Source organism: Actinomadura sp. 9N215, assembly GCF_044326345.1.
Taxonomy (GTDB): domain Bacteria; phylum Actinomycetota; class Actinomycetes; order Streptosporangiales; family Streptosporangiaceae; genus Spirillospora.
This window is the reverse complement of the sequence record NZ_JBIRBA010000033.1, coordinates 1-25,672: the sequence shown is the minus strand read 5'-3', so window position 1 is coordinate 25,672 and position 25,672 is coordinate 1. Positions and strand designations below refer to the sequence as shown.

23 protein-coding genes and 1 pseudogene are annotated in these 25,672 nt (G+C 72.5%); 8 read left to right on the top strand and 16 right to left on the bottom strand.

All coding sequences use genetic code 11. From position 1 onward, the window contains the following. Positions 1-36 precede the first annotated feature (36 nt). From ACH34T_RS37660 to ACH34T_RS37645, 4 genes are read right to left on the bottom strand one after another with little or no spacing between them, the layout of a single operon-like run. Positions 37-513, bottom strand: a complete 477-nt coding sequence (locus tag ACH34T_RS37660) for a hypothetical protein (RefSeq protein WP_396025771.1) — start codon at positions 511-513, stop codon at positions 37-39. Between the two features lie 4 nt (positions 514-517). Beyond that, entirely contained in the window at positions 518-910 is a 393-nt protein-coding gene (locus ACH34T_RS37655; RefSeq protein WP_396025770.1) for a signal peptidase I, read from the bottom strand. A 17-nt stretch (positions 911-927) separates the two neighbouring features. Next, entirely contained in the window at positions 928-1,389 is a 462-nt protein-coding gene (locus ACH34T_RS37650) for a hypothetical protein (RefSeq protein ID WP_396025769.1), read from the bottom strand. A 6-nt stretch (positions 1,390-1,395) separates the two neighbouring features. Next, the gene (locus ACH34T_RS37645) at positions 1,396-3,672 is read right to left on the bottom strand and encodes an AAA family ATPase (RefSeq protein WP_396025768.1); all 2,277 of its coding nucleotides are present in this window, start codon (positions 3,670-3,672) and stop codon (positions 1,396-1,398) included. 204 nt (positions 3,673-3,876) lie between these two features. Here ACH34T_RS37645 and ACH34T_RS37640 point away from each other — a divergent pair, with 204 nt between their 5' ends. After that, on the top strand, positions 3,877-4,833 hold the full coding sequence (locus tag ACH34T_RS37640; RefSeq protein ID WP_396025767.1) for an NAD(P)H-quinone oxidoreductase: 957 nt from the start codon (positions 3,877-3,879) through the stop codon (positions 4,831-4,833). 13 nt (positions 4,834-4,846) lie between these two features. Beyond that, the gene (locus tag ACH34T_RS37635) at positions 4,847-5,386 is read left to right on the top strand and encodes a bacterial proteasome activator family protein (protein WP_396025766.1); all 540 of its coding nucleotides are present in this window, start codon (positions 4,847-4,849) and stop codon (positions 5,384-5,386) included. Positions 5,387-6,217: 831 nt separating this feature from the next. Here ACH34T_RS37635 and ACH34T_RS37630 read toward each other — a convergent pair. The 3 genes from ACH34T_RS37630 to ACH34T_RS37620 form a co-directional block, all read right to left on the bottom strand. Beyond that, complete coding sequence (locus ACH34T_RS37630) at positions 6,218-7,039, bottom strand: Cof-type HAD-IIB family hydrolase (protein WP_396025765.1); 822 nt, start codon at positions 7,037-7,039, stop codon at positions 6,218-6,220. A gap of 63 nt (positions 7,040-7,102) precedes the next feature. Continuing rightward, a complete protein-coding gene (serS, locus tag ACH34T_RS37625; protein WP_396025764.1) occupies positions 7,103-8,362 on the bottom strand; it encodes a serine--tRNA ligase in 1,260 nt (419 codons plus the stop codon). 195 nt (positions 8,363-8,557) lie between these two features. Then, a complete protein-coding gene (locus tag ACH34T_RS37620; protein WP_396025763.1) occupies positions 8,558-9,364 on the bottom strand; it encodes a class I SAM-dependent methyltransferase in 807 nt (268 codons plus the stop codon). Between the two features lie 116 nt (positions 9,365-9,480). On the opposite strand from ACH34T_RS37620, the gene ACH34T_RS37615 reads away from it, so the two are divergent. Continuing rightward, complete coding sequence (locus ACH34T_RS37615; RefSeq protein ID WP_396025762.1) at positions 9,481-9,954, top strand: hypothetical protein; 474 nt, start codon at positions 9,481-9,483, stop codon at positions 9,952-9,954. A gap of 33 nt (positions 9,955-9,987) precedes the next feature. Here the strand turns inward: ACH34T_RS37615 and pheA are convergent, their stop codons facing one another. The 3 genes from pheA to ACH34T_RS37600 all read right to left on the bottom strand — a co-directional run bounded on the left by pheA (position 9,988) and on the right by ACH34T_RS37600 (position 13,046). After that, positions 9,988-10,926, bottom strand: a complete 939-nt coding sequence (gene pheA, locus ACH34T_RS37610) for a prephenate dehydratase (protein ID WP_396025761.1) — start codon at positions 10,924-10,926, stop codon at positions 9,988-9,990. Positions 10,927-11,100: 174 nt separating this feature from the next. Continuing rightward, positions 11,101-11,574, bottom strand: a complete 474-nt coding sequence (locus ACH34T_RS37605; RefSeq protein ID WP_396025844.1) for a DUF4446 family protein — start codon at positions 11,572-11,574, stop codon at positions 11,101-11,103. Continuing rightward, positions 11,574-13,046: a glycosyltransferase 87 family protein gene (locus ACH34T_RS37600; protein ID WP_396025760.1), complete on the bottom strand. Its 1,473-nt coding sequence runs from the start codon at positions 13,044-13,046 to the stop codon at positions 11,574-11,576. Before ACH34T_RS37600 ends, ACH34T_RS37605 begins: the two co-directional genes overlap by 1 nt. 54 nt (positions 13,047-13,100) lie before the next feature. Between ACH34T_RS37600 and ACH34T_RS37595 the strand changes: the two genes are divergently transcribed. Then, positions 13,101-15,344: a hypothetical protein gene (locus tag ACH34T_RS37595; RefSeq protein WP_396025759.1), complete on the top strand. Its 2,244-nt coding sequence runs from the start codon at positions 13,101-13,103 to the stop codon at positions 15,342-15,344. A gap of 577 nt (positions 15,345-15,921) precedes the next feature. Here the strand turns inward: ACH34T_RS37595 and mptB are convergent. From mptB to ACH34T_RS37580, 3 genes and pseudogenes are all read right to left on the bottom strand, one after another. Beyond that, a pseudogene (mptB, locus tag ACH34T_RS37590) lies at positions 15,922-16,422 on the bottom strand (polyprenol phosphomannose-dependent alpha 1,6 mannosyltransferase MptB); the annotation flags it as partial. Between the two features lie 290 nt (positions 16,423-16,712). After that, on the bottom strand, positions 16,713-17,465 hold the full coding sequence (locus ACH34T_RS37585) for a glycosyltransferase family 2 protein (protein WP_396025758.1): 753 nt from the start codon (positions 17,463-17,465) through the stop codon (positions 16,713-16,715). A gap of 306 nt (positions 17,466-17,771) precedes the next feature. Further along, complete coding sequence (locus ACH34T_RS37580; RefSeq protein ID WP_131965887.1) at positions 17,772-18,107, bottom strand: STAS domain-containing protein; 336 nt, start codon at positions 18,105-18,107, stop codon at positions 17,772-17,774. A 283-nt stretch (positions 18,108-18,390) separates the two neighbouring features. Here ACH34T_RS37580 and ACH34T_RS37575 point away from each other — a divergent pair, with 283 nt between their 5' ends. Further along, entirely contained in the window at positions 18,391-18,750 is a 360-nt protein-coding gene (locus ACH34T_RS37575) for a hypothetical protein (RefSeq protein WP_396025757.1), read from the top strand. Between the two features lie 178 nt (positions 18,751-18,928). Beyond that, positions 18,929-20,755: a hypothetical protein gene (locus ACH34T_RS37570; protein WP_396025756.1), complete on the top strand. Its 1,827-nt coding sequence runs from the start codon at positions 18,929-18,931 to the stop codon at positions 20,753-20,755. A gap of 56 nt (positions 20,756-20,811) precedes the next feature. On the opposite strand, the gene ACH34T_RS37565 is transcribed toward ACH34T_RS37570, so the two are convergent. Next, positions 20,812-21,930, bottom strand: coding sequence for a sensor histidine kinase (locus ACH34T_RS37565; RefSeq protein WP_396025755.1), 1,119 nt, complete (start codon positions 21,928-21,930; stop codon positions 20,812-20,814). Beyond that, the gene (locus ACH34T_RS37560; RefSeq protein ID WP_396025754.1) at positions 21,927-22,673 is read right to left on the bottom strand and encodes a response regulator; all 747 of its coding nucleotides are present in this window, start codon (positions 22,671-22,673) and stop codon (positions 21,927-21,929) included. The genes ACH34T_RS37565 and ACH34T_RS37560 overlap by 4 nt, the downstream gene beginning before the upstream one ends. 208 nt (positions 22,674-22,881) lie before the next feature. On the opposite strand from ACH34T_RS37560, the gene ACH34T_RS37555 reads away from it, so the two are divergent. Together ACH34T_RS37555 and ACH34T_RS37550 are read left to right on the top strand one after the other, a co-directional pair. Beyond that, on the top strand, positions 22,882-23,052 hold the full coding sequence (locus ACH34T_RS37555; RefSeq protein ID WP_396025753.1) for a hypothetical protein: 171 nt from the start codon (positions 22,882-22,884) through the stop codon (positions 23,050-23,052). A 76-nt stretch (positions 23,053-23,128) separates the two neighbouring features. After that, positions 23,129-24,700 carry a long-chain-fatty-acid--CoA ligase gene (locus ACH34T_RS37550; protein WP_396025752.1) on the top strand — a complete coding sequence of 524 codons (1,572 nt, stop codon included), beginning with the start codon at positions 23,129-23,131 and terminating at the stop codon, positions 24,698-24,700. Between the two features lie 28 nt (positions 24,701-24,728). Here the strand turns inward: ACH34T_RS37550 and ACH34T_RS37545 are convergent, their stop codons facing one another. Then, a complete protein-coding gene (locus tag ACH34T_RS37545; protein WP_396025751.1) occupies positions 24,729-25,625 on the bottom strand; it encodes an endonuclease/exonuclease/phosphatase family protein in 897 nt (298 codons plus the stop codon). Between the last annotated feature and the right edge of the window lie 47 nt (positions 25,626-25,672).

The following is a 25,672-nucleotide window of genomic DNA, read 5'->3' as shown; positions in this document are numbered from 1 at the left end:
GGCGTGGTCCAGTGACCTCGACCGCATAACGCGGGTTCAGTTCAGCGCGACGCGGGCGTACGAGTACTCGCACCCGCAGGGGCCCTTCTCGGAGACGTACTTCATCGTCGCCGCGCCCTCCCGCTGGCCTTTCCTGGACGACGCCGTAACCCGCACCGGACGGTCGGCGACCGTCCGCGCCTCCTTCTGTCCGAGCGTGACGTGCAACAGCGGTGTTCCACCTGGGTCGGCTGTCTCGTCCAGCGAACAGCCCACCGAGCCGCAGGAGACCGAATCCGCGCGGCGAGTGATGCGGAAGTCCGTGCACGGCGCCTCGCCGACACAGATTTGCATGCGCACACCCTCGACTGTCAGCCGGTCGAGGCCTGAGACGGTGACCGTCACGGGCTGGCGGCACGGCCCACAGATCACCTCACCGCCGCCGGACGACGCGCAGCCCACGCACACCGCCATCACCGCCGCCGCGAGCACCGGCCGCGCTCCACCGATCATGGACGTTGAGACGCCCCTCACACCCTCACGGTTCCGCGCCGTCGACGTGGACGTCTGGGTGCCGGACGGCGTAGCCGGGGATCGAAGGCCAGCGGACGGTCATGACGATCGACTCCTCCTCCGCGCACCACGAATGGTCGACGCCGCGCCCCCACACCACGTAGTCGCCCTGCTCGGCCAGGACCACGTCACCCTCGGGGAACTCCAGCCGGAACCGGCCGCTGACCAGCACGAGAAGCGCGGTGCGTTTCTCGCCGTTCGTCCACCGGGCACGCCGCTCGCCCTTCGGATGGACGCCCCACTTGATCTCGACGTCGTCGCTGCGGCGCGGATCGCCCGGCGGTTTGAAATGGCCGAGCAGCCAGCCGCTGTCACCGGCGGAGTCCGGGCCCGCTTTGCCTACGTACACGCCGTCCACAGATCGGGACCCTAGCGTCAGGTTTCGGCGGGCCAGCGGGCGACGCGCCCGTCCGCGACCGTCCGGCACTCCGGGCAGGCGTCAGGCCTCCGGGGCGACCAGTGATGACGCAGCACGCTGACCGCATCACGGTCGATCCCGCACAACGTGCCCCCGTACGCCACAGCATGCTCCACACCCGCCCTGCCGGACACCACACCCGCGTCGCCAGGCTCCGCATCTGCTTTGCGGGGCTCCGCATCTGCTTTGCGGGGCTGCACATCCGCGTCGCCGGGCTCCACTCGCGCTCTGCTGGGTTGCACACCAGCGTCGTCGAATACGGCGGCCGCCCACCGTTCATCGGCGGGCCGGAAGGGGCGGCGCAGGAGCGGGCCGTCCGCCTGCCGGACGTACAGCGCGTCGCACTCGCCGCAGTTCCAGACCTCGTTGCCGGGCAGGTCGCGCCGGTTCAGGAGCGTCCCGCAGACGGCGCACACCACCGCCGGTCAGGACTGCGCGGGACGCTGGTACGCGAAACCGTCGCCGACCACGGCGGCCAGGGTGAGGTACGCCTCGCGTGTCGCGGGAGCGAGCTGGTCCAGCTCCACCTCCGCGCCCTCCTCCAGGTGATCGTCGTACGGGATGCGGACGACCGCGCGGCAGCGGCTCTCGAAATGCGCCTGGAGCTTGTCGAGGTCGACCTGGCTGCGGGTCCGGTTGCGGACCATCGACAGCACGACCACGCCGTTGCGGACGAGATGTCCGTGGTCGTGCGCCTCCAGCCAGTCGAGCGTCGCGCTCGCGGAGCGGGCCCCGTCCACCGACGGGGAACTGACGAGGACGAGCTGGTCGGCGAGGCTCAGCACGCCCGCCATCGCGGAGTGCAGCAGCCCGGTCCCGCAGTCGGTGATGCAGATCGAGTAGTACTGCTCCAAGACGACGGCCACGGCGGCGTAGTCGTCGGCGCTGAACGCCTCGCTGACCGCCGGGTCGCGGTCGGACGCCAGGACTTCGAGCCGGGCGGCGTTCTGCGAGGTGAACGCCCGGACGTCGGCGTACCGGTGGATCTGGTCGCGGTTGTTGAGCAGGTCGCGGACCGTCGCGGCCGTCTCAAGGCGGACCTTGTCCGACAGCGTCCCGCGGTCCGGGTTGGCGTCCACCGCGATCACGGTGTCGCCGCGCAGCGACCCCAGCATCGAGCCGAGCCCGGTCGTGGTGGTCGTCTTGCCGACGCCGCCCTTCAGCGACATGACGGCGACCCGGTGGTGCCCGCCCGCCACCGTGGTGCGCGCCCGCGCGATGAGGTCCTTGCGACGCACATCGCCCTGCGACTCCCCGGGATGGATGTTCCCGGCCGTCGCCTTGTAGACGGCGCGCCGCCACCCGGACGACGGCGCGATGCGGCGCTCGCCGAGAAGGTTCTCGGAACTGAGGCTGTCGGCGTTCTGCGGCTGCTGGGGCGCCTGGCCGGGATAGCCCTGGGTGGGCTGCATCATCGGGTTGGCCCCCTGCGGGTACCCGCCCTGCTCCTGCTGCGGACCACCGGCATACCCGTACCCCTGCACCGGCTGGCCCGTATTGGGATCGACCGGCTGATAAGGCTGCCCGGTATTCGGATCAACCTGCGCGTACGCCTGCCCGGTGCTCAGATCAACCTGCGTGTAAGGCTGCCCGCTGGCCGGATCAACCTGCGTGTACGCCTGCCCCGTGTTCGGATCTGCCGGCTGATACGGCTGCCCTGTGTTCGGATCGACCTGGGCATACGGCTGGCCGGTGTTGGGATCGAGCGGCGGGAACTGCTGGCCGGCCGCGTTCGGATCCTGCATGTACGGCTGGCCGGTGTTCGGGTCGTACTGCGCGTACGGCTGCCCGGTGTTCGGATCGACCGGCTGGTAGGGCTGGCCCGTGTTGGGGTCGACCTGGGCGTACGGCTGGCCGGCCGCGTTCGGATCCTGCGTGTAGGGCTGGCCGGTGGTCGGGTCGTACTGCGGGTACGGCTGGCCGGTGTTGGGGTCGAGCGGCTGGTAGGGCTGGCCCGCGTTGGGGTCCATCGGCGGGAACTGCTGGCGGGTCGCGTTGGGGTCGAGTGCCAGGGGCTGGCCGGTGTTCGGGTCGATCGGGACGAACGGCTGGCCCGCGGCGTCGGTGTCCTGCGGGTACGGCCGGCCGGTCGCGGGGTCGATCGGCTGGTACGGCTGGACGGTCGCCTCAGCGTCCTGCTGGGGGAACTGTTCGGACGGGTACGGCGGCAGCTGTTCGAGGGGAGGCGCGGCGTTGCCGTTGGCGTCGTACGGCTGCTGCTGCGGCGGGTACGGCGCCTGCGGCTGTCCACCCTGACCGCCCTGTCCGCCTTGACCACCCTGACCGCCTTGGGACGCGTCCTGGCCCTGGTAGCCGCCAGGGGCGGAGTACGGCGGCGGCAGCATTCCTCCGTCGAACGGCTGCGGCATGGGGCCGCCTTCGTAGGGCGGGGGCTGCGGCGGGCCGAAGTTGTCGGGCGGATAGGCCTCGGGGGGCTGCTGGAACATGGGCGGCGGGGCGGCGAGCCAGGGGTTGGCGTGGGGGTCGGTCTGCTCGGTCGGAGGCTGAGGCGGAGGCTGTGGCAGGGGCTGGCCTTGGGTGGGGGCCTGGGGCTGGGCTTGGGCGGCTTCCTCCGGCGGCGCGTTCTCCTGCTCGGCCGGTGGCTGCTGCTCGGGAGGCTGCCCGGACGTTTCCCCGCTCATCGCGTCCAGAGAGGCCAGCCGCTCCTCCAGGGAGCGCCCGTCGTGCTCGTTCCTTGCCACCGTTCTTCCCCCTCGGGCACGCCTCTGATGATCAACACGGTGCGGGCGGGCAAAATGACCCCCACGCAGGATACCCGTGTGCCAATACCACGCATCCACAGTGGAGATCGACGTTTGCGCGGTTGGGCGCCGGGCTCGCGGTGGTGCGTCCGGTGCCGTCCGGTTCGGGTTGTTCGGCGTCCGGCCCCCGGTAGCGTGGCCGGTATGCATGCGATCGTGATCCGCGAGCCGGGGGACCCGGACGTCCTGGAATGGACGCAGGTCCCGGACCCGGCGCCGAAACCGGGCGAAGTGCTGATCGAGGTGACGGCGAGCGCTGTCAACCGTGCGGACGTCATGCAGCGGCAGGGCCTCTACCCGCCGCCGGACGGCGCTCCGCCGTATCCGGGCCTGGAGGTGTCCGGCCGCGTCGCGGAGCTCGGCCCGGACGCGACCGGTCTGGCCGTAGGTGACGAGGTGTGCGCGCTGCTCGGCGGCGGAGGATATGCCGAACGGGTCGCGGTGCCCGCCTCGCTGGTGCTTCCGGTGCCGCGCGGCGTGGACGTCGTCGAGGCGGCAGGGCTCCCGGAGGTCGCCTGCACGGTGTGGTCGAACGTCTTCATGCTCGGCGGGCTGCGCGCCGGAGAGACGCTGCTGGTCCACGGCGGCGGCAGCGGCATCGGGACGCACGCGATCCAGCTCGCCAAAGCGCGCGGCGCGCGGGTGGTGACGACGGTGGGCAGCGCGGAGAAGGCGACCCGCTGCCGGGAGCTCGGCGCGGACGTCACCGTGAACTACCGCGAGGACGACTTCGCCGGGCACGGCCCGTACGACGTCATCCTCGACCTGATCGGCGCCGAGTACCTGGCCAGGAACGTGGACGCGCTCGCCGTCGGCGGCCGCCTGATGGTGATCGGGTTGCAGGGCGGCGCGAAGGCGGAGTTGAACATGGGCAAGCTGCTGCGCAAACGGGCCCTCGTGCACGCGACGACGCTGCGGGCCCGTCCGCTGGAGGAGAAGGCGGAGATCGTGGCGGGCGTCCGGGAGCATGTGTGGCCGCTGCTGGAGTCGGGCGACGTCCGGACGGTCGTCGACCGGCGGGTCCCGATGGCGGACGCGGCCAGCGCGCACCGGCTGCTCGAAGAGAGCGGACACGTCGGCAAAATCCTGCTCACCGTGTGAGGATGAAGGGACTATGAGCGAGGCTTCAAAGAACCAGTCTGAAAAGGAACCGCACGTGCTCGTGGTCGGCCCGAACGGCATCGCCGTCGAGGGCGGCGGCGAGGGCGACTCCGAGGGCAAGTCGATCACCGACATGGTCGAGCAGCCCGCGAAGGTGATGCGGATCGGCGGGATGATCCGGCAGCTGCTGGACGAGGTCAAGGCCGCCCCGCTGGACGAGGCGAGCCGGGCCCGGCTGCGGGAGATCCACAAGTCGTCCATCAAGGAGCTGGAGGACGGTCTCGCGCCGGAGCTGGTCGAGGAGCTGGAACGGCTGTCGCTGCCGTTCACGGAGGGCACGGTCCCGAGCGAGTCGGAGCTGCGGATCGCGCAGGCGCAGCTCGTCGGCTGGCTGGAGGGCCTGTTCCACGGCATCCAGACGACGCTGTTCGCCCAGCAGATGGCGGCGCGCGCGCAGCTAGAGCAGATGCGCCGCGCCCTCCCCGCCGGAATGATGCCCCCCGGCGTAGAAGACGACCAGCCCGGCCCCCACTCGTCCGGCCCCTACCTGTAGAACACGAACGAAACGGCCGCCCCGCAGGGTCCGTCGCCACGCCGACGACCCCCACGCGGAGGCGGCCGTTCTCATACCACCCCGCCGGCGACCCACCCCATCACACCCGCACCGCGCCATCCCGCATCACGACACCGCCGGGCCATGCCGCATCTCGCCGCCGCCGGTGCGTGCCGCATCACGACGCCGCGGAGGCGCCGCATCACCGCGGCACGGGGGATGTGCCGCTTCACGATGGCCCGGGAGGGTGTCGCTTCACGGCGGCGCGGGGGCGTGCCGCTTTACGACGGTGCCGGGCCATCCCGCATCACGACGCCGCGGAGGCGTGCCGCATCACCGCGGCGCGGGGGCGTGCCGCTTCACGATGGCGCGGGGGCGTGCCGCTTTACGACGGTGCCGGGCCATCCCGCATCACGACGCCGCGGAGGCGTGCCGCATCACCGCGGTGCTGGGATGTGCCGCAACACCGCGGCGCGGGGGCGTGCCGCTTCACGATGGCGCGGGGGCGTGCCGCTTTACGACGGTGCCGGGCCATCCCGCATCACGACGCCGCGGAGGCGCCGCATCACCGCGGCGCTGGGATGTGCCGCTTCACGATGGCGCGGGGGCGTGGCGCTTCACGGCGCCGCCGGGACGTGCCGCTTCATGATGGCGCGGGGGCGTGCCGGTTCACGGCGGCGCGGGGGCGTGTCGCGTCACGGCGGTGCCGGGACGCATCACGTCACAGCCGTGCCGGGACGTGCCGCATCGTGGCGGCGCGGGGGTGTGCCGCGTCACGGTGGTGTTTGGGTGTGCCGCGTCGGGACTTCGTCGGGGTGTGGCGGGGGAGTTCTAGGACGCGGCGTTGGTGGTGGGGAAGAGGCGTTCGAGGACCTTTGCGACGCCGTCGTCGTCGTTGCTGGACGTCTTGTGCGTGACGGCGGCCAGCACCAGCGGGTGCGCGTTGGCGACGCCGTACGAGGTGCCCGCCCAGGTGAGCATCGGCAGGTCGTTCAGCTGGTCGCCGAAGGCGACGACGTCGCCGGACGCGATGCCGTGTTCGGCGCACAGCTCGGCGAGCGCGCTCGCCTTGGTGACGCCGCGCGCGCTCATCTCCAGCAGCCCGCGCCCGGACGAGTTGGTCACGGTCACGAGGTCGCCGACGGCCTCGACGGCCTTCTCCGTGAGCGCGTCGGCGTCGGCGTCCCGGTGGAAGGCGAGCAGCTTGGTGCCGCTGTGGCCGACGAGCTCGGCGGCGGTCACGCTCCGTCCGCCGAGGGCCTCGGCGTCCCAGCGGCCGAGGTCGTAGCTGTCCTCGAAGACGAAACCGGTCGGATGTTCCACGGCGAACCGCAGCTCGGGCACGAGGGCGCGGAGCCGCGCGACCGTCTCGGCGACCACGTCGGGGGTGATCTCCGCGGCGTGCAGGACGGTGTCGGTGTGCAGGTCGTACACGACGGCGCCGTTGGCGCAGATCGCGACGCCGTGGTGGCGGACGGCCGCGGCGACCTCCGTCATCCAGCGCGGCGGCCGCCCGGTGACCATCACGAGCACCGCCCCGGCCTGTTCGACGCGCGCCAGGGCGGCGACGGTCCGGGTGGAGAGCGTGCCGTCGGAGCGCACGATCGTCCCGTCGAGATCGGTGGCGATCAGGCGTGGCGAGGCTTGGGTCATGTCACCTTCCAGGGCAGGTCAGACCCACCCTAGGCGACATATACGACAGGCTCTCCTGCGGCCTTACCGTTGGACGGGCTCCAGGACGTCCTGCCCGAGGAACTTCCGCAGCGCCTCCGGGACGCGGACCGTCCCGTCCGCCCGCTGGTGGTTCTCCAGGATCGCGACCATCCAGCGCGTCGTCGCGAGCGTCCCGTTCAGCGTCGCGACCGGGCGGCTGCGGCCGGCGTCGTCCTTGTACCGCACCGCCAGGCGCCGCGCCTGGAACTCGGTGCAGTTGGACGTGGACGTGACCTCCCGGTACGTGTTCTGCGACGGCACCCACGCCTCGCAGTCGTACTTGCGCGCCGCGCTGGACCCGAGGTCGCCCGCCGCCACGTCGATCACCCGGTACGGGATCTCGACCTTGGCGAGCATCTCCTTCTCCCACTCCAGGAGCCGCAGATGCTCGGCGTGCGCGTCGCCGGGGTCGCAGTAGGAGAACATCTCCACCTTGTCGAACTGGTGGACGCGGATGATGCCGCGCGTGTCCTTCCCGTAGGAGCCGGCCTCGCGGCGGAAGCACGACGACCACGCCGCGTACCGCCGCGGCAGCCCGTCGATGATCTCGTTCATGTGGTACGCGGCGAGCGGCACCTCGGACGTCCCGACCAGGTACAGATCCTCTTCGCGCAGCTGGTACACCTCGGCGGCGTGCGCGCCCAGGAACCCGGTGCCCTCCATCGCCTCCGGCTTCACCAGCACCGGCGGGTACATCGGGACGAACCCGGACGCGACCGCCTGCTCGATGGCGAGATTCAGCAGCGCGTACTGCAGCCGCGCGCCGACGCCCGTCAGGTAGTAGAACCGCGCGCCGGACACCTTCGCGCCGCGTTCCATGTCGATCGCGCCGAGGCTTTCGCCCAGCTCCAGATGGTCCTTCGGCTCGAAGTCGAACTTCGTCGGCTCGCCGACGTGCTCCAGGACCACGAAGTCCTGCTCGCCGCCGGGCGGGACGCCGTCCTCGATGAGGTTCGGGACGCCCTTCAGCAGCGCGTCGAGTTCCTCGGCGAGCCGGTCGGCCTCCGCCTCGGCCTCCTTGACCTGCTGCGCCAGCTCCTTCGCCCGGGTCAGCAGCTGCTGCCGCTCGTCGCCCTGCGCCTTGGACACCGACTTGCCGAAACTCTTCTGCTCCGCCCGGAGTTGCTCGAACGACGTCAGCGCCGAGCGGCGCCGTCCGTCCAGGTCGAGCAGCCGGTCGACGACGCCGTCATCCTCACCGCGGGCGCGCTGCGACGCGCGCAGCCGCTCGGGATCCTCTCGAAGAGCTCGCAGGTCGATCACAGACCCGAGGCTACCGGCCGGACCCCCCGCTCCGCGCGCGACTATCCCGGTTGTGGAAAACCCCCGTCCGAGATGTCAGGACGCCGTCAGCCGACCATCAGCGGACGCCGTCGGCCAGCCGTCAGCAGGCGCCGTCAGCGGGTGCCGTCGGCCAGCCGTCAGCGGGCGCCGTCAGCAGGGGCCGTCGGCCAGCTGTCAGCGGGCGCCGCTCGCCAGGAGCGCGTGCGCGGGCAGCGCGACCCCGCCGTCCGCCGCCGCGTACGCGGAGACGATCCCGTCGTAGGCGTCCTTGATGCGCGCGACGGTCTCCGCGGGCTGCCGTCCGACGATCACGCCGCTGGTGCCGACCCCGGACAGCGCGCCGGACTCCCACCACTCCTCGGGGTCGACGACGTGCTCCCACGTCACCTCCTCGACGCCCACCTCCCCGAACCCGGCCGCGGCGACCAGGCCCCGGAACGCCGCCGGCTCGCCGTACTCCAGGAACGGCGGCTCGGGGATGTCGTCCGGCCACGGCACGCCCGCCGCCTCGATCGCCTCCCTGACGATCCCGAGGGCCCCGCGAACCGGCATCACCCAGCAGGTCAGCGCCAGCCGCCCGCCGGGCCGCAGGACGCGCCGCAGCTCCGCGAGCGTCACGTCCGGCGCGCCCACATGGTTGATCACGAAGTTCCCGGCGACGGCGTCGAACGTCGCGTCCGGGAACGGCACCTCGGGCAGGACGGCGACGCGCACGTCCAGGCCCGGGACGTTCCGGCGGGCGGTGTCGGCCATGTCGGGTTCGGCGTCCAGCGCCGACACCTCAGCTCCACGGCGCACCGCGCCCTCCGACACGAACCCCGGGCCGGTCCCGACGTCGAGGAACCGCGTGCCGTCCGCGACGCCCGCCGCGTCGAGCAGTGGACCGACCATGTGACGGGTGAGCCGGCCGCCTCCCCGCTCGTACGCGGACGCCAGTCCGGCCCACAGTTCCCGCTCGTAGAGATCGAAGTCCTTGACCACCCACGCAGACTACGTCAGCGCACGTCCAAACGTCCCCGAACCAACCGCCAGGGGCGGACGTCTACGACTCGTGTAAAGTCCGGCCCGAAATCCCCTGTTACCGCCCGGAGTTGCCCGTGCACAAGAAGATTGCGATTCCGCTGGCTCTGGTCGGCCTTCTCTTCGGCGCCGTGGCGTGCGACGGCGACGGCGAGAACACGGCCAAGGGACCCTCGTCCCCGCAGGCGTCGACCACGCCCACGACGCCGACGTCGGCGCCGCCCGCGTCCGCCGCACCGACGACCAGCGCCTCCGCCGCGCCCCGGGCCACACCGTCCGACCCGAAGATCACCAACAGCCGGACGATCGTGATGATCGACCCGGACGGCAAGAGCTACACGTACACCAAGATGGCCCAGCTGGCCGCGGGCATGCGCATGACCTTCGGCGACAACCCGCCGTCCGGTTTCTGTGCCAAGTCCTACCAGGAAGGTCTGAGCGGAGGCGGCAAATTCCCCGCCGGACGCGAGGCCTACGTGGCCGCCTGCCAAGAGGGCTGGAAGAAAACCGAACAATGGTGGGGCAACCGCAGCGCCCGCCCCAGAACCTGAGCCGACGCCATGGGGTCGTCGTGGACGCGGGGATTATGTGTGGCCGTCGCGGATGGAGCCGAGCCAGGCGGCGGCCTCGGTGAAGTCGGTGTCGTGCGTGCCGCGGCGGATCTCGGGGCGGCCCTGGTCGGCGCGCTGGTAGGAGCCGACGAAGCGGACGTCGGAGCAGACGCGGCGCAGGCCCATCAGGGCCTCGCCCACGCGGGCGTCGGCGACGTGGCCCTCGAAGTCCATCCAGAACAGGTAGGAGCCGAGGCCGGCGCCGGTCGGGCGCGACTGGATCAGCGTCAGGTTGATGCCGCGGACGGAGAACTCGGTGAGGATCTCCAGCAGTGCGCCCGGGTGGTCTTCGCCGATGAACGCGACGACGGTCGTCTTGTCCATGCCGGTTGGGGCGGGCGGCGTGCACGGACGGTGCAGGACGACGAACCGGGTGACGGCGTCGGCGACGTCGTGGATGTCCTCGGCGAGGATGGACAGGCCGTAGCGCGGCGCGGCGAACGACCCGGCGAGGGCGGCGTCGTAGTGGCCGTCGGCGACGTGCTGTGCGGCCTCGGCGTTGGACGTCGCGGCGCGCCATTCCGCGTCCGGGACGGTGTCGAGCAGCCAGCGGCGGCACTGCGGCTGCGCGATCGGGTGGGACGCGACGGTCTTGATGTCGGCGAGGCTCGTGCCGGGACGGACGAGCAGCGCGAACGAGACCGGCAGGTGGATCTCGCCGACGATCTGCAGGGCCTCGCCGGTCGCGAGCTCGTCCAGCGTGGTCGGGACGGAGCCCTCGACGGAGTTCTCCAAGGCGACGACGGCGGTGTCGGCGTCGCCGCGGCGGAGGGCGTCCAGGACGGCCGGGACGGTCGCGAGCGGGAGGTGCTCGGCTTCGGCGGCGCCGGGCAGGGTCAGCAGCGCGGCCTCGGTGAAAGTGCCGCGCGGACCCAGGTAGGCGTAGCGCGCTGGCCTGGCGTCTAAGGTCACGAGGTCCCCCGGTGCGAGCGTTCCTGGTGTGCGTGATGCGCCTCGCGGACATGCGAGTTGTGCAGACCGAGTCTACTGCCCGCATGCGCAAGCCCCCTGGAGCGTTCAACTGCTCCACCCGCCCAAGCCCCCGCACACTCCAAGCCCGCTCCGCCTGCGGGGCGCGGGTGTGGGTCAGGTGCGGGCGGTGGGGGCGGGGCGGTCGCCGTTGCCGCTGCCGAAGTCGGGCAGGGGGTCGTCCATCGACACGATGGGGCCCTTGCCGAGGCGGGCCGCGCGCAGGGCCTGGTTCTCCTCGGGGGAGAGCATCTCGACCGGGTGGCCGCCCTGGACGGCCTTGGCGTAGGTCCGCGTCTCGGTGCGCCCGTTGATCGAGCTGATCACGATCCCGTCCCCGACCGCGTTGATCAGGGCGAGCGAGAAGGACCGGTGTCCCGACATCTCCTTGAGGGCGTCGTAGTGGACGATGGCGAGGTCGCGCAGCGCGCGTTCGTCCATCGCCCCCGACCCACTGGCCACCTGGAGCTGGCGCCTGAGCATTTCCCCGCACTCGTCGACGACCTGGTTCACCCGGTTGTGGGCGACCACGGCGATGGACAGCCCCGCAACCCCGGCGACCAGGCCCGCGACGGCCACCGCGACAAGCATCACGGGCTGAGCGTACCCATCCCGACCTCGGGTTGCGAAGGATCTTCGCGCCGGAGCCGCGGTTCGGCCCGTTTCACCAGCCAGGTTCCGAGAAGGACGATCGACGCGAGGGCGGCGACGCCGAACAGGTCGCGGACGACCTGGCCCGCGAAAACCGAGACGGCGGAGTGCTCGGGGCCGATCAGGGACCGTCCCCACCAGGGGATCGGGAAGAGGAACAGCAGCCAGAGTCCGAACGCGAAAAGACATCTTCGCGTGTCTCGGGCATCCCCCACCAAAGCGCCGAACACCGCGATCATCCACACAAGGTGGTGGATCCAGCCCACCGGGGACAGCACGACCGACAGCAGCCCCACGATCGCGACCGCCGCCAGCAGCAGGCTGTACGACTCGGGTCCGTCGTGGAGCTCGGCGGCCCGCGACGCGCGCCGGGCCCAGGCGAAGCCGTACCACGCCACGATCAGCGCGAGCAGGAGCCACATGAGCGTCCGGGCGGGCCCCTCGGGCAGCATCCGCGCGACGATCCCGTGCACGGCCTGGTTGGTGGTGCCGTCGACCGCGCCCGTCCGGTCGCCACCCTGGAGCAGCGCGCCGAACCAGTAGTCGGACGAGTCGGACGGCAGCAACGCGAACCCGCCGAGCGTCGCCGCGGCGGCCGTGACCAGCGTGTTCCCGAGGGCCTCGCGCCGTCCGGTGATCAGGAAGTAGATCAGGAAGACGCCCGGCACCAGCTTGATCGCCAGCGCGAGGCCGACGAGCATCCCGCGCGGCCAGCGGGGCGTCCTGGCGCAGCAGTCGGCCAGGCACATCGCGAGGAGGAACAGCCCGACCTGCCCGAACCTGAACTGGTCGCGGACGGGATCCAGCCACGCCATCGCCCCGACCAGCACGCCCGCGGCGAGCGGCGCCCACCGCCCGGCGCGGCGGATGAGGTCGCGGAACGCGTAGCAGACCGAGATCGCGAGCGCGACGCAGATCAGGCCCGTCCACACCAGCTGCGCGGCCCGCCACGGGATGACGGTGAACGGGACGGCGAGAACGGCCGCGAACGGCGGATACGTGAACGGCAGGAGCTGCGGCGGCTGCGTGAGGACGTCGTACAGCGGGGCGCCGCGCAGGATGGCGCGTCCGCCGTCCCGGTAGACCTCCAGGTCGACGAGCCGCTGGTCGGGCTCGTTGCCCAGCCAGCGCGTGACGATCGGCGACATCGCGACGGCGGCGACCACGACCCCCGCGAGGACGATCAGCAGATCGCCCGCCGTCCTCCTCCTCCGCCGCCCGGCGCCGCGCACGGACTTCGGCCCCGCGCCGCGCCCGGACTCGCGTACAGACGGGCGTGCGGACGGGCGTGCGGGCTCGTCGGCGTCGCGGGCCTGCTCGCCGGACGGCTCATGGGCGTGGCCGCCCCCGGCTCCGGCCTCGCCGGTTCCGTCACCGGCTTCGCCGACCAGATGCGCCTCGGGACCGTCCACAGCCCGCAGGATATGGCCACTGTGGGGTCATCGGCCTCTTGTAACCTGAGCGCCATGACTTCGCGGGGGACCAAGATCGCCATGTTCCTCGCCATCCTCGTCGCGACGCTCACGGCGTCCGCCCTCGCGCCGCCCGCGTCTGCCGCGCGCGCGGAGGGGGCGGCCATCGGCGGACGGGTCGTGGTCGTCGGGGTTCCCGGGCTGAAGTGGAGCGACATCGACCGGGAGAAGACGCCCGCGCTCTGGGAGTTGACGGCGGGGGGCTCCGCGGCGAGCCTCAGCGTCCGGACGACGCGGGTCAACACCTGCCCGACGGACGCCTGGCTGACGCTGTCGGCGGGGCAGCGGTCCCGGCTGCCGAACGGGAACTGCGCGCTCCCCGCCGCGCCGATCCTGCCGGGCCAGCCGTCCGCCACGGGCCCGCCGCCGGTGGGCGGCGCCGTCGCGCCCGGCTGGCCGGCGATCAAGAGCGACAACGCCGACACCAACTACCACGCCCAGATCGGGCTGCTCGGCGACGCCGTCCACGGGGCGGGCGGGTGCACGATGGCGGTCGGGCCCGGCGCGGTGTTCGGGGCCGGCGACGGCGGCGGGCGCGTCGACCGGTACGTCCCCACGCCCGACAAGGCGACCGCCGCCGACTGGGCGCGCTGCCCGCTCACCGCCGTGGACGTCGACGACCTGTTCCGCGCCTACATCGACGCCGGCGTCGACCTGAAGGGCGAGCAGGAGCCGCTGTCGGAGCGCAAGCGCGCCGCCGCCGCGGCCGCCGCCGACCGCCGGGTCGGCCAGGTCGTCGCCGGGGTCCCGGACGGGACGACGGTGCTCCTCGCGGGCCTGTCCGACGTCAGCGTGGAGCCGCACCTCCGCGTCGCCATCGCGCAGACCAAGGGAGAGGGCGGGTACAAGGCCGGGTACATGACGTCCAGCGCCACCCGGCAGGACGGCCTCGTCACGCTCACCGACCTCACCGCGACGGCGATGAAGCTGCTCGGGCTGCGGCAGCCGAAGGAGGCCGTCGGGTCGGTGTGGCGGTCGCAGCCGACGTCGCGGCCGACGCCGGAGCGGGTGGAGGAGCTGGAGGACGAGGACGTCGCCGCACAGGCGATCCGCAGCGTCCAGACGTCGTTCTACTGGGTGCTGTTCGCGACGCAGCTCGTCCTGTACGGGATCGCGGCGCTCGCGCTGCGGCGGGTCGGCGGCGACCGCAAGTCCCGGGCGCGGATCCTCGGCGGCACTCGCGTGATCGCGCTGCTCGGCGGCGCGGCGACCGGCGCGTCGTTCCTCGCGGGGCTGCTGCCGTGGTGGCGGGCGTCCCATGCGACGCCCGTCCTGATCTGCACGGTGCTCGGCTTCGCGGGGCTGCTGACGGGGCTGGCGCTGGCCGGGCCGTGGCGCCGGTCCGCGTTCGCGCCCGGCCTGGTGATCACGCTGGTGACGGCGCTGGTCCTGGCGCTGGACGTGATGACAGGTTCGAGCCTCCAGCTGAACACGCTGATGGGGTACACGGCGCTCGTCGCCGGACGGTTCTACGGCTTCGGCAACCAGGCGTTCTCGCTGTTCGCCGTCGCCGCGATCCTGACGGCGGCGTGGCTGACGGAGTTCCCGCTGCGCGCGGGCCGCAAGACGGTCGCGCTCGGGATCGTCGCGGCGATCGGGGCGTTCGCGGTCGCGGTGGACGGGCTCCCGTCGTGGGGCAGCGACTTCGGCGGCGTGCTGGCGATGGTCCCGGCGTTCGCGATGCTCGGCCTGATGGTGACGGGACGGCGCGTCTCGCCGCTGAAGCTCGGCCTGTTCTGCCTGGCCGGGGCCGCGCTGGTGCTGCTCATCTCGTACCTGAACTCCAAGAGCGCCAACCCGACGCACCTGGGCCGCTTCTGGCAGGACCTCATGGACGGCGACGCGTGGGGCGTCATCGTCCGCAAGTTCAACGCGATGCTGAACAGCCTCGGGTACTGGCACCTGACGCTGCCGCTCGCCGCCGCGATCGGGTTCCTGTTCTTCGTGCTGGCGCGGCCGACGCGGTGGCGGGTGTCGCTGCTGCAGCGCGCGTACGAGCACAGCGTGACGATGCGTCCGGCGCTGCTGTGCGCGCTGACGGTCGGCGTGATCGGGATGCTGGTGAACGACTCGGGCGTGGTGATCCTGTCGGTGGCGTTCAGCCTGGCGACTCCGCTGATGCTCGCCGCCGGGGTTCGGGCACTGGAGATCGACCTGTGGAACGCAGACTCTGAACCACCAGCGCCGCCAGAATCGCCATCAGCGTCCACGGAACAACGGTCGGCCGAACGACGGTGAACAGCCAGGACAGGTCGTCCGGGAGCTTGATGCGGGCGGGCGCGCGGGCCGGGAGGTAGGCGAGGCTGAGCGCGGTGGTGTGGGCGAGGAGGATCCAGTCGACCCGCGTCCAGGGCAGCAGGGCCAGCACCGCCCAGCCGAACCCGTCGTACCAGGGCAGCGCGTAGGGGGCGGCGAGGAGCCAGGCGAGGACGAACGCGGCCGCGACCCGGCGGTTCTCCGCGTCCCGCGCGAGGGACTCCCCCGCCGTCTCCTCCGTCGGCAGGACGCGGACGAGCAGCACGAACAGCGCGATCCCGACCAGCAGGGCGCCCGTCTTGATGATGGTGCGCTGCGAGCCGCGGCCGAGGAACTCGTCGACGAGATGCCACGGGGTCGCGAACGAGACCATGTCGCTCGCCTCCCGCACCTGGTCGAGGGCGTGCGGGCCGGCGAGCGCGTAGGAGATCGCGGCGACGGCCCCGGCGCCGCCGAACAGCGCGGCGAGGCCGGCGATCGAGCGCCAGCGGCGTTCCGTCCACGCCTCGCGGAGCAGCGTCCAGGCGGGCCCGCCGCCGACGAGCGCCGCCGGGACCTTGATCGCCGCACCCGCCCCGGCGAGGACGCCCGCGCTGAGCGCCCGCACCCAGCCTGGACGTTCCCGTCCGCTGAAGAGGGCGAGCGCGGCGACCATCGGCGCGATCGCGAGGACGTCGTTGTGCGAGCCCGAGACCAGGTGGAACAGGACGAGGGGGTTGCACGTCCACAGCAGGGCCGTGCGGAGCCGCCGTTCCTCGGTCTTGGACGTCCGGTAGAGGATCAGCGCCGTGATCGCGAACGCGAGCGTGTTCACGATCGACAGGACGAACACGGTCACCCGCACGGACCCGCTGCCGATCCAGGCGGCGAACGCCTGTTCGCCGGTGGCGATCGGCCCGTACACGGACGGCGTGGTGCGCCATTCCTCCGGCGCCCCGGCGACCGGGTCGCTCGGCAGGTCGACGGCGCGGGTGGCGTACGGGTCGTGGCCGGTCGCCGCCATCCGCCCGTACGAGGCGTAGTTGAGGTGGTCGGTGGACCCGACCGGCGGCATCGCCATGAACGCGACGGCGGCGAGCAGCCCCGCGACGACCAGCGGCCGCGCTCCGACCCGCCAGCCCCTCCGGGCGGCGACGAAGCACATGCAGAGCCCGGCCGCGCCCGCGACGACGCCCGCCACGACGAGCCCGATGACGAGGTATGGCGACGGGTTGACGTCCAAGGAGAAGGGCGGCTCGGTGCGCGGGCCCCCGAGTGCGGGCTGGAACACGGACGGGCCGAGCAGGGCGGTCGTGAGGAAGCACGCCAGGCTGAACCCGATTCCGCACAGCCCGCCCGTTCCGAGTCGGGTCACGGGCGGCTGCCGCGCAGGCCGTCGAGGCGCCGCGTCACACGTCGGGTCAACCCGGCCGCGGCCGGGTCGCGGACGGCGAGCGCTCTGGCCACGTCCCGGAACTGCCGGGCGCGGTGCAGCTGGGCCTTCCAGTCGGTGCCGGTGGCGCGGTGCGCGAGCGGGACCTCGACCTCGGTGACGCGGAAGCCCTGGCGGAGCAGGTCGATGGTGAGCGCGGTCTCGACGCCGAACCCGGCGGCGAGCGGCAGCGCGGCGTCGAACGCGGCGCGGGTCAGGCAGCGCTGCCCGTTGAGGGGCGCGGTGGCCTCCCAGCCGGTGGCGCGGCGGATCCCGTCGCGGGACAGCCGGACGACGAACCCGTGCCCGCCGAGCTTCACGGTGGTGGTGAACACGGCGATCGTCATGTCGGCGGCGCCGGCCAGGACGGGTTCGGCGAGCGGGGCGGCCTCGCGGGCGGTATCGGCGAGGTCGGCGTCGAGGAAGAGCAGGTGGCGGGGGTGGTCGCGGCCTTCGTCGAGGAGGCGGACGGCCTCGGCGCCGCTCTCCATCGCGGCGCCCTTGCCGCGGTTGCGGCTGTGCCGGACGATCCGCGCCCCGGCCTCGCGGGCGGCGCGCCCGGTCCCGTCGGACGAGCCGTCGTCGACCACGACGACGAGGCCGGCGCCGGGGAGCTCGTGCGCGGCCTTGACGGTGGCCGCGATGCGGTCGGCTTCGTCCTTGGCCGGGATGATCACCGCTAGGTCCTGCATATCGGCGATCGTAGTCGGGGTTGGCGGTGCGGCGGGTCCCGCGGGGGTGAACGGTTCAACCCGTTATCCGTAGGGACGGCACGCGCCCACCGGAGTTAACCGGCGGGACGGCCTGACGTCAGCCGGCGGCCAGGTATGGGACGTTTCCGTACCGGGCGGGGACGGTTTCGCGGCGGGCGGGGGATCTTCGCGCCACCCGTCGCGGGCGGCAGACGGCGGCGGATGGCGGGGGATGGCCGGTTCAGGCGGGCGTCCATGAGCAGGGACGGCCGAGTCAGGCGGCGTGCATGAACAGGGACGGCCGGGTCAGCCGGCGTCCATGGCGGGGGCGGCGTCGTTCACGGTGAAGACGGTGTCGAGCCCGGTGACCTGCAGGATGCGCCGGACGGCCGGACGCGGGGCGGCGAGTTCGAGCGAGCCGCCCTGTTCCTTGAGCCGCTTCATGGCGGCGAGCAGCACGTTCATGCCGGTCGAGTCGCAGAACTCGACGCCGCTGAGGTCGACCACAATGCGGTCGACCTGCTCGCGCAGCAGGCCCGCGAGCGCGGCCTGCAGCCTGGGCGCGGTGTACAGGTCGAGCTCGCCGGTCGCTGTGACGACGGCGTGACCCTCCTGAGACGCGGTCGAGACGTTTAGCTCCACGTCCGGCACACTATCTCGGGAATGGCCCGCGGGCCAGACAGTTCGCCAAGTCCCCGGTGGGGCGGGCGTGTCGCCGTCCGCGCGGTCCCGTACGCTTTGTGAACTACGCACCGTGATGGCGTGAATTCGCCTCCGGCCTGGGATGGAGCCCCGGTCGGTTCGGGTCGACGCCCCGGTCAGGGTGATCTCGGCGGTTCCCGTCCCGTGGAGCCGTCGAGTAGGGGAGGCTGAACGGGTGCAGACAGCGGCAGGCCAAGCGCGTGTGTGAGGGGGTGCGCCGCGCATGAAGGCGGATCCGAGAGAGACCCGGCTGCGTGAACGTCTTGAGACGATTCGCGCGCGTTCGGCGAAGTCCAGTTCGTGGCGTTCGTCCACCCAGTACCTGGGGCGCCTGGTGAACAAGAGCGGCTTCGTCCCCGTCAGGACGCGTCTGTCCCGGGAGGACCTCGCCTTCCTCGCCGGCGCCCGCGAGGAGGTCATCGCGTTCGCCGACCTCGGCGTCCGGCTGCTCGACCTGCACCGTCCGCAGGAGGCGGGCGGCATCACCAGCGATCCCGGCAGCCCCATCCGGCGGTGCCGCGCCTGCATGTCCCGCTGGCCCTGCCCGACCTTCCGCACAATGGCCGAGACCCTCGACCGGTAGCCGAGACACTCGACCGGTAGCCGCGAGCCTCGACCGATAGCCGCGAAATCAAACGATCACCCAGGGTGACAGAAATCGGTGTTTGTTCACCGATTGGCCGTGCGAACGTCATCCCGTTTTCGTCCCGCCGGGTGAGGGGACCGGATGTCGTAGGGTCCCACCCGCGTGGGGAGTGCTCGTGCGCGTCTATCTCGCTCTGTCCGCCCGCCGAGGCCGTGAACGTCTCGCGCCCCTGCTGTTCGAGGCCGCGCACCGCGCCGTCAGTGAAGCGTTCCCCGTACCGGCCGACGTGATCTCGGCCGACTCCTGGACCGCGCCCGGCGGGGGCGCGGCGCTCCTCGGCTGGTCCAACGAGCCCGAGCACGAGCTCCTGCCCGGCATCCTCACCGGCAGGCCGGGGCGCGTCCTCGGGTACTGCGGCTACCTCACCGACCCGGAACGCGACACGGACGCCCTGCTCGCCAAGGACGATCTCGGGGACGTCACCGCCGAGATGGGCGGCGTCTTCTCCGCGTTCCGGGCCGGCGACGACGGCGTCGCCGCCGCGACCGCCATCGCCCGGGTCTGCCCCGTCTACCACACCGAGACGCGGGGCGTCCGGATCGCCGGGAGCCGCGCGCTGCTCGTCCATCTGGTGGCGCGGGCGCTGGAGACGGGGCTGGCGGACCCGTCCGTCGACATCGCGGTGGAGGCGCTGCACCCGATCGTCCGGCACGGGTTCCTCACCAACGACGACACTCCGTTCCGCGGGGTGACGGCGCTCCCCGCCGCGAGCGTGCTTGAGGCCGTGCCGGGCGAGCCGACCGTGGTCCGCCGGCTGCCTTTGCCGAGGACGGGCCCGGCGCCCCGCGAGGCCGCCGCGCGCGCGAAGGCCGTCCGGCCGCTCGCCGAGTCGCTCGTGGCCGCCGCCGAGCCGCTGGGACGGCATCGCGAGGCGGTGACGCTGGCGCTGTCCGGCGGACGGGACAGCAGGCTGATGGCGGCGGCGCTGTCGGCCGCCGGGGTGCGGTTCGAGGGGTCCACCCACGGGTTCGCGGACGAGCCGGACGTGATCCTCGGCCGCCGGGTCGCGGCGGCGCTCGGCATCGAGCACCGCGTGAGCCTGGCGGTTCCCGAGCCGAGCCGCGACACCGTCGCCATCCAGCATCCGCTCGCCCGGGCGCATCACATCGTCCGCATGTGCGAGGGAATGAACTCGGCCTACGAGCGGGTGAACTCGTACCGTGAGTACAGCTTCGTCCCGCAGACGTCCGGATCGGGCGGGGAGACGTTCCGCGGCGGCTTCCTGTACGACCAGGACGACATCAGCGCCGACGGGCTGCTCGCCCGGGTCCGGCTGATCTTCCGGGCGGCGGAGCCGATCATGACGCCGGAGGCGAACGCGCTCGCCGCCGCCGAGCACGCCCGCTGGACCGACCGTGCGGAGCGGGACGGCTTCGACGTCCTCGACAAGCTGTACCTCTTCTACCGGACGGGACGCTGGATCGTCGGCTCGCACAGCGCGGTCCTGATGAACTCGCCGTACTACCACCCGTTCTTCGACAACCGCGTCGTCCGGGACGTGCTGGCCCTGCCGCCGTCGTGGCGGCGCAGCGAGGAGCCGTTCTTCTTACTCCTGCGGGAGCTGGCCCCGGCGCTCGCCCTGATCCCGCCGGAGGGCAAGCGGTGGCGGTTCGACCGGGAGCGGCGGCCACGGCTCGTCGGACGCCGGGCCTGGCGGGCCCGCGCCACGCTCCCCGCGGTGGGACGGACGGCGTCGTTCAACTGGCGCCTGTCCCGCGACGAGGCGTTCCGCCGGGTGCTCACGGAGCAGATCATGGACGGCCCGGCGAACCTGTTCGATCTCGTGGACCGGCAGGCGATGGCGGACGTGCTGGCCGACACGTCAAGCCGCCGGTGGCTGAAGCAGATCTGGCACGTGTACACGCTCAGCGTGCTGCTGTCGGGCGCTTGGCGCGGGCCCGTCCCGAAGCTCCCGCGCGTCAGGATCCCGATCCCGGAGTGAGCTCCGACCGCCTCAGGCGGCTCCCGTCAGGCGGTGCCCGGTCAGACGGCGCCCGGTCAGACGGTGAGGGGGAGGCGGACCTCGAAGCGGCAGCCGGGGCCGTCGTTCGCGACGCCGATCTCGCCCGCGTGGGCCTCGACGATGCCGCGGGCGATGGCGAGCCCGAGCCCCGCGCCGCCGCCCGGCGTGCGGGCCGTCTCGCCGCGGAACGCGACGTCGAACACGCGGGGCAGGTCGTCCTCCGGGATGCCGCCGCAGGCGTCCGCGACCGTCACCCGGGCCTCGCCGCCGCGCACCTCGCCGATGATCTCGACGGCGCCGTCGCTCGGCGTGTGCCTGATCGCGTTGACGACGAGGTTGCGGAGCGCGCGGCCCAGCTCGCCCGCGTCCACCTGGACGGGCAGGCCCTCCCGGACGTCGCCGTGCAGCCGGACGCCCTTCGCGCGGGCCAGCGCCTCCGCGCCCGCGACCGCCTCGGCGACCAGGTCCGCCAGGCCGACGCGCTGCCGGGACAGCCGCAGGGCCCCGGCGTGGATGCGGGACAGCTCGAACAGGTCGTCCACCATCTCGGTGAGCCGCTCCACCTCGACGCGGATGCGCCCGTGGTACCGCTGGACGGTGTCCTGGTCGGCGACGACCTCGTCCTCCAGGGCCTCGGCCATCGCGCGCAGCCCGGCCAGCGGCGTGCGCAGGTCGTGGCTCACCCAGGCGACCAGTTCGCGGCGGCTGGTCTCCAGGGCCTGCTCGCGTTCGTGGGACGCGGCGAGCCGGTCGTAGGCGGCCGCCAGCTCGCGGGACAGCTCGGCCAGCTCGCGCGGCAGCCGCTCGGCCGGCGGCGGCCTGAACGGGTCGGCGCGGACGGCGTCCACCAGCGTCCGGTTCGCGGCAACGAGACGCCGTCCGAGCAGGACGGACACGGCCATCGCCACCAGCCCGGCGGACGTCACCACCGCGAGGACGACCGAGCGGTCATGGTCGTTCAGCAGCATCAGGAACGAGATCACGAGGATGCCGGAGATCGTCGCCAGCACGGTCGCCACGGCCACCACGATCAGCTGCGTCGCGACCGACCGGCCGCGCAGCGCGTACAGGACGCCGAGCGCGACCACCGCGACGGCGAACGCGGCGAGGGTCGCGTAGAAGACCACCAGGAGGAGGTCCGCGAACGGGATCATCGGACCTCGCCAGAAGGCGCGGCGGGCTCGTAGCGGTAGCCGACGCCCCAGACGGTGACGATGCGGCGCGGCGCGGTCGGATCGTCCTCGATCTTCTCGCGGAGCCGCCGGACGTGCACGGTGACGGTGGACGAGTCCCCGAACGTCCAGTCCCAGACCTGTTCGAGCAGCTCCTCGCGGGTGAACGCCCGCCGGGGATGGCGGAGCAGGAACGCCAGCAGGTCGAACTCGCGGGACGTCAGCGCCAGATGCCCGCCGCGCAGTTCCGCCTCGTGCGCGCCGACGTCCACGACCAGGCCGCCGTCCCGCAGGGGCCCGGACGGCCCGGCCCCGGACGCCCCCGTCGGCACGAGCGAGCCCCGCGCCCGCCGCAGCACCGACCTGACCCGCAGCGCCAGCTCGCGCGGGCTGAACGGCTTCGTCACGTAGTCGTCGGCGCCGGTCTCCAGGCCGACGAGCCGGTCGGTCTCCGCGCCGAGCGCCGTCAGCATCACGATCGGGACCGTGGACGTCTCGCGGAGCCGCCGGCACACCTCAAGACCGTCCATGCCGGGCAGCATCAGGTCGAGGACGACGAGGTCCGGCGGGTCGTCCAGGGACCTGGCCCTGCGCAGCGCGGCGGGGCCGTCCGCCGCGCAGACCACCTGGTGCCCGTCGCGGGTCAGGTAGCGGGCGACGACCTCCGCCACCGTCGGGTCGTCGTCGACGACCAGGACGCGGCCGGCATGGGACACGGTGTTCACAACCTCACGCTACGGCCACCGCGACCGTTCCAGCCCGCACGTCATCACCCTGTAAGGAACTGACCTGCGGGAGCCGATCACGGCACGACCCTGGGTGCGGGCGCCCACGGCCTCAGGGTCGGCCTCAGGGGGCGCTCCGCCGGACGGTGGGGCCAGGGTCGTTCCCGAGAGTGATGACCTTCACCGGGCCAGCGCATACGGTGTGGTCATGGGTAAGACGATCCTGACCGTCCTCGGTGTCATCCTCGCGGTGTGGCTGGCGATGACCGCCATCGGCGCGATCCTTTCGATGCTGAAGTTCTTCTTCTTCATCGGGTTCGTCGCGGTCCTGGTGGTGCTCGCCGTCACGTTCGTTTCCAAGATGTACAAAAGCAGTTAGCCGGGCCTTGCCGGGGCCTCTCCGGTGACCGCATGATGCCGGGACAACCAGGCGGTCATCGGCGAAGGGACCTACCGTGCCGGGTCTGACGGAGTTGCTGCGCGAGCGTGCACGCTCGCATCCGGACCGTGTCGCCTACGTCGCGGGCGACGCCGAGATCACCTACGGCGCCTTCGACCGGCGCGCCGACCGGGTCGCCGCCGCGCTCGCCGCCGCCGGCGCGGGGTACGGCGACCGGATCGCGATCCTCGACAAGAACTCCCTCGAATACGCCGAGCAGCTCTTCGGCGCGGCCCGGATCGGCGCCGTCCAGGTCCCGGTGAACTACCGGCTGGCGCCGGACGAGGTCGCCTACATCGTCAACAACGCGCGGGCGAAGGTCTTCATCGTCGGGCACGAGTTCGTGCCCGTCCTGGACGCGATCGCCGAAAGGCTGGAGCACACCACCCGTTTCGTGGTCATCGGCGGCTCCGGCCACCGGTACGACGACTACGCCGCCTGGGTCGACGGCGCGCCGGACGCCCCGCCGGAGCCGGGCTACGTCACCGACACCGCGGACGTGTTCGCGCAGCTGTACTCGTCGGGCACCACGGGCCTGCCCAAGGGCGTCATGCTGACGCACGACAACTACTTCGCCGCGCTGGCCGTGACCAACGAATCGTGGGACGTCGACGACTCGTCCGTCCTCATGATCGCGATGCCGATGTACCACATCGCGGGCAACATGCTCACCCTCTCCGCGGTCTACAACGGCATCCCCGGCGTCATCACCCGCGAGCCCGACCCGGCGCAGATCGCGCGGGGCATCGAGCGGAACCGGGTCACGCACATCTTCCTCGTCCCGGTGCTGCTGCAGTTCATGCCGCTGATCCCGGAGGTCACCGCCTGCGACCTGTCGAGCCTCCGGCTGATGCTGTACGGCGCGTCGCCGATCAGCGAGGACGTCCTGCGCGGCGCGATGCGGATGCTGCCGGACACCGACTTCATGCAGGTGTACGGGCTGACGGAGCTCACCGGCGCCGTCGTGATGCTGCCCGCCGGGGACCACGACCCGGACGGCCCGAACACGCACCGGCTGCGCAGCGCCGGCCTCCCCAACCCCGGCTGCGAACTCAGGATCGTCGACCCGGCGTCGCAGGAGGACCTGCCCCTCGGCGAGGTCGGCGAGATCCTGTGCCGGACGTCCCAGACCATGAAGGGCTACTGGGACATGCCCGAGGCGACCGCCGCCGCCCAGTCGGACGACGGCTGGTTCCGGACGGGCGACGCCGGCTACGTCGACGAGGACGGCTACCTCTACATCCACGACCGCGTCAAGGACATGATCATCTCGGGCGGCGAGAACATCTATCCCGCGGAGGTCGAGAACGTCCTCATGGGGCATCCCGGCGTCAGCGACTGCGCGGTCATCGGCGTCCCGGACGCCAAGTGGGGCGAGACGCCGACGGCGATCGTCGTCCTCTCCCCGGACGCCGGCGACCTCACCGACAAGGACATCATCGACTACTGCCGCGAACGCCTCGCGCACTTCAAATGCCCCACGGTCATCGAGCGCCGCGAGAGCATCCCCCGCAACCCCACCGGCAAGATCCTCAAACGCGAGCTCCGCGCCCCCTACTGGGAGGGCCAGGAGCGCCAGGTCCACTGAGCCCGACGAACCTCCGGGCGGCGGGCGTCTAGGAGTAGCGGACCACGGCCGAAAGGGGCCGATGGTCGGACGCCTTCACCCGCTCCGCCGGAACGCTGCACGAGACGGCGGCTGACTTGCCGATGAAGAGGTAGTCGGTCTTCTCCACCGCGGCGCCCGTCCAGTCCTGGCGGGTCATGGCGCCGGTGCGGGACTGCTCCGACTGGTCGCATTCGGCGTACGACCGGTACAGCGGGTCGAACGCCGGGCTCGCCGGCGCGGCGCCGAGGTCGCCGCCGAACAGCACCCGGCCGGTGCCCGCCAGAGCGGCGAGCGCGGTGGTCTGCCTGCGGCGCCATCCGGCGTCCTCGGACGGGTCGAGCCGCGTCACGCACACCCGCGTCGTCCAGGACGGGACCTCGCCGCACAGCGCGACGTGCGCCCGTCCGGGAGGCGCGGGGAGGTCGGCGCGTTCCGTCCCGGCGAGCGGCGCCGTGGTGCCGATCGCGACGCCGAGCCGTCCCTGCCCCGCCGCGCAGGACGCTCCCTTGGGCGGCGCGGCGAAGGCCCACGCCCACCGGGACGTCACCGCGGCCTTCTTGAACGCGCGCACGTGCCCCTCGCAGACCTCCTGCAGCAGGACGGCGTCCGTCGCGACCTTCCGTCCGCCGACCTCGGTGGCGTGCATCCGCTGCGCGACCTGCTTGGCCAGCGCGGCCGGGGCGGCCCCGAGCGGGCAGCCCGGCTCCGCGCCGCCGCACACGTTCCACGTCAGCGCGTTGATCGTGACGGCGTCCGGCCGGACCGCGGCGCCGTCGGCGTGGGCGGCGGGGGAACGGTCGCCGCCCGCCAGCCCCTCGATGCTCGCGCCGGTGGCGGCCGCCGCGACGACGGCGGCGGCGGCGCAGACCGAGAGAAGCGGAATCAGGGCGCGGGGGGATCGCACACGTTCTCCAGAAGGGGGGTCAGCCGGGGACGATGCCGGAATCCCAC

Coding starts and splice junctions, on each gene's coding strand:
- ACH34T_RS37575 (WP_396025757.1), top strand. CDS start 18,391: ATGAAGGCGGATCCGAGAGAGACCCGGCTGCGTGAACGTCTTGAGACG.
- ACH34T_RS37595 (WP_396025759.1), top strand. CDS start 13,101: ATGACTTCGCGGGGGACCAAGATCGCCATGTTCCTCGCCATCCTCGTC.
- ACH34T_RS37565 (WP_396025755.1), bottom strand. CDS start 21,930: ATGATCCCGTTCGCGGACCTCCTCCTGGTGGTCTTCTACGCGACCCTC.
- ACH34T_RS37630 (WP_396025765.1), bottom strand. CDS start 7,039: ATGACCCAAGCCTCGCCACGCCTGATCGCCACCGATCTCGACGGGACG.
- ACH34T_RS37555 (WP_396025753.1), top strand. CDS start 22,882: ATGGGTAAGACGATCCTGACCGTCCTCGGTGTCATCCTCGCGGTGTGG.
- ACH34T_RS37605 (WP_396025844.1), bottom strand. CDS start 11,574: ATGCTTGTCGCGGTGGCCGTCGCGGGCCTGGTCGCCGGGGTTGCGGGG.
- ACH34T_RS37635 (WP_396025766.1), top strand. CDS start 4,847: ATGAGCGAGGCTTCAAAGAACCAGTCTGAAAAGGAACCGCACGTGCTC.
- ACH34T_RS37585 (WP_396025758.1), bottom strand. CDS start 17,465: ATGCAGGACCTAGCGGTGATCATCCCGGCCAAGGACGAAGCCGACCGC.
- ACH34T_RS37640 (WP_396025767.1), top strand. CDS start 3,877: ATGCATGCGATCGTGATCCGCGAGCCGGGGGACCCGGACGTCCTGGAA.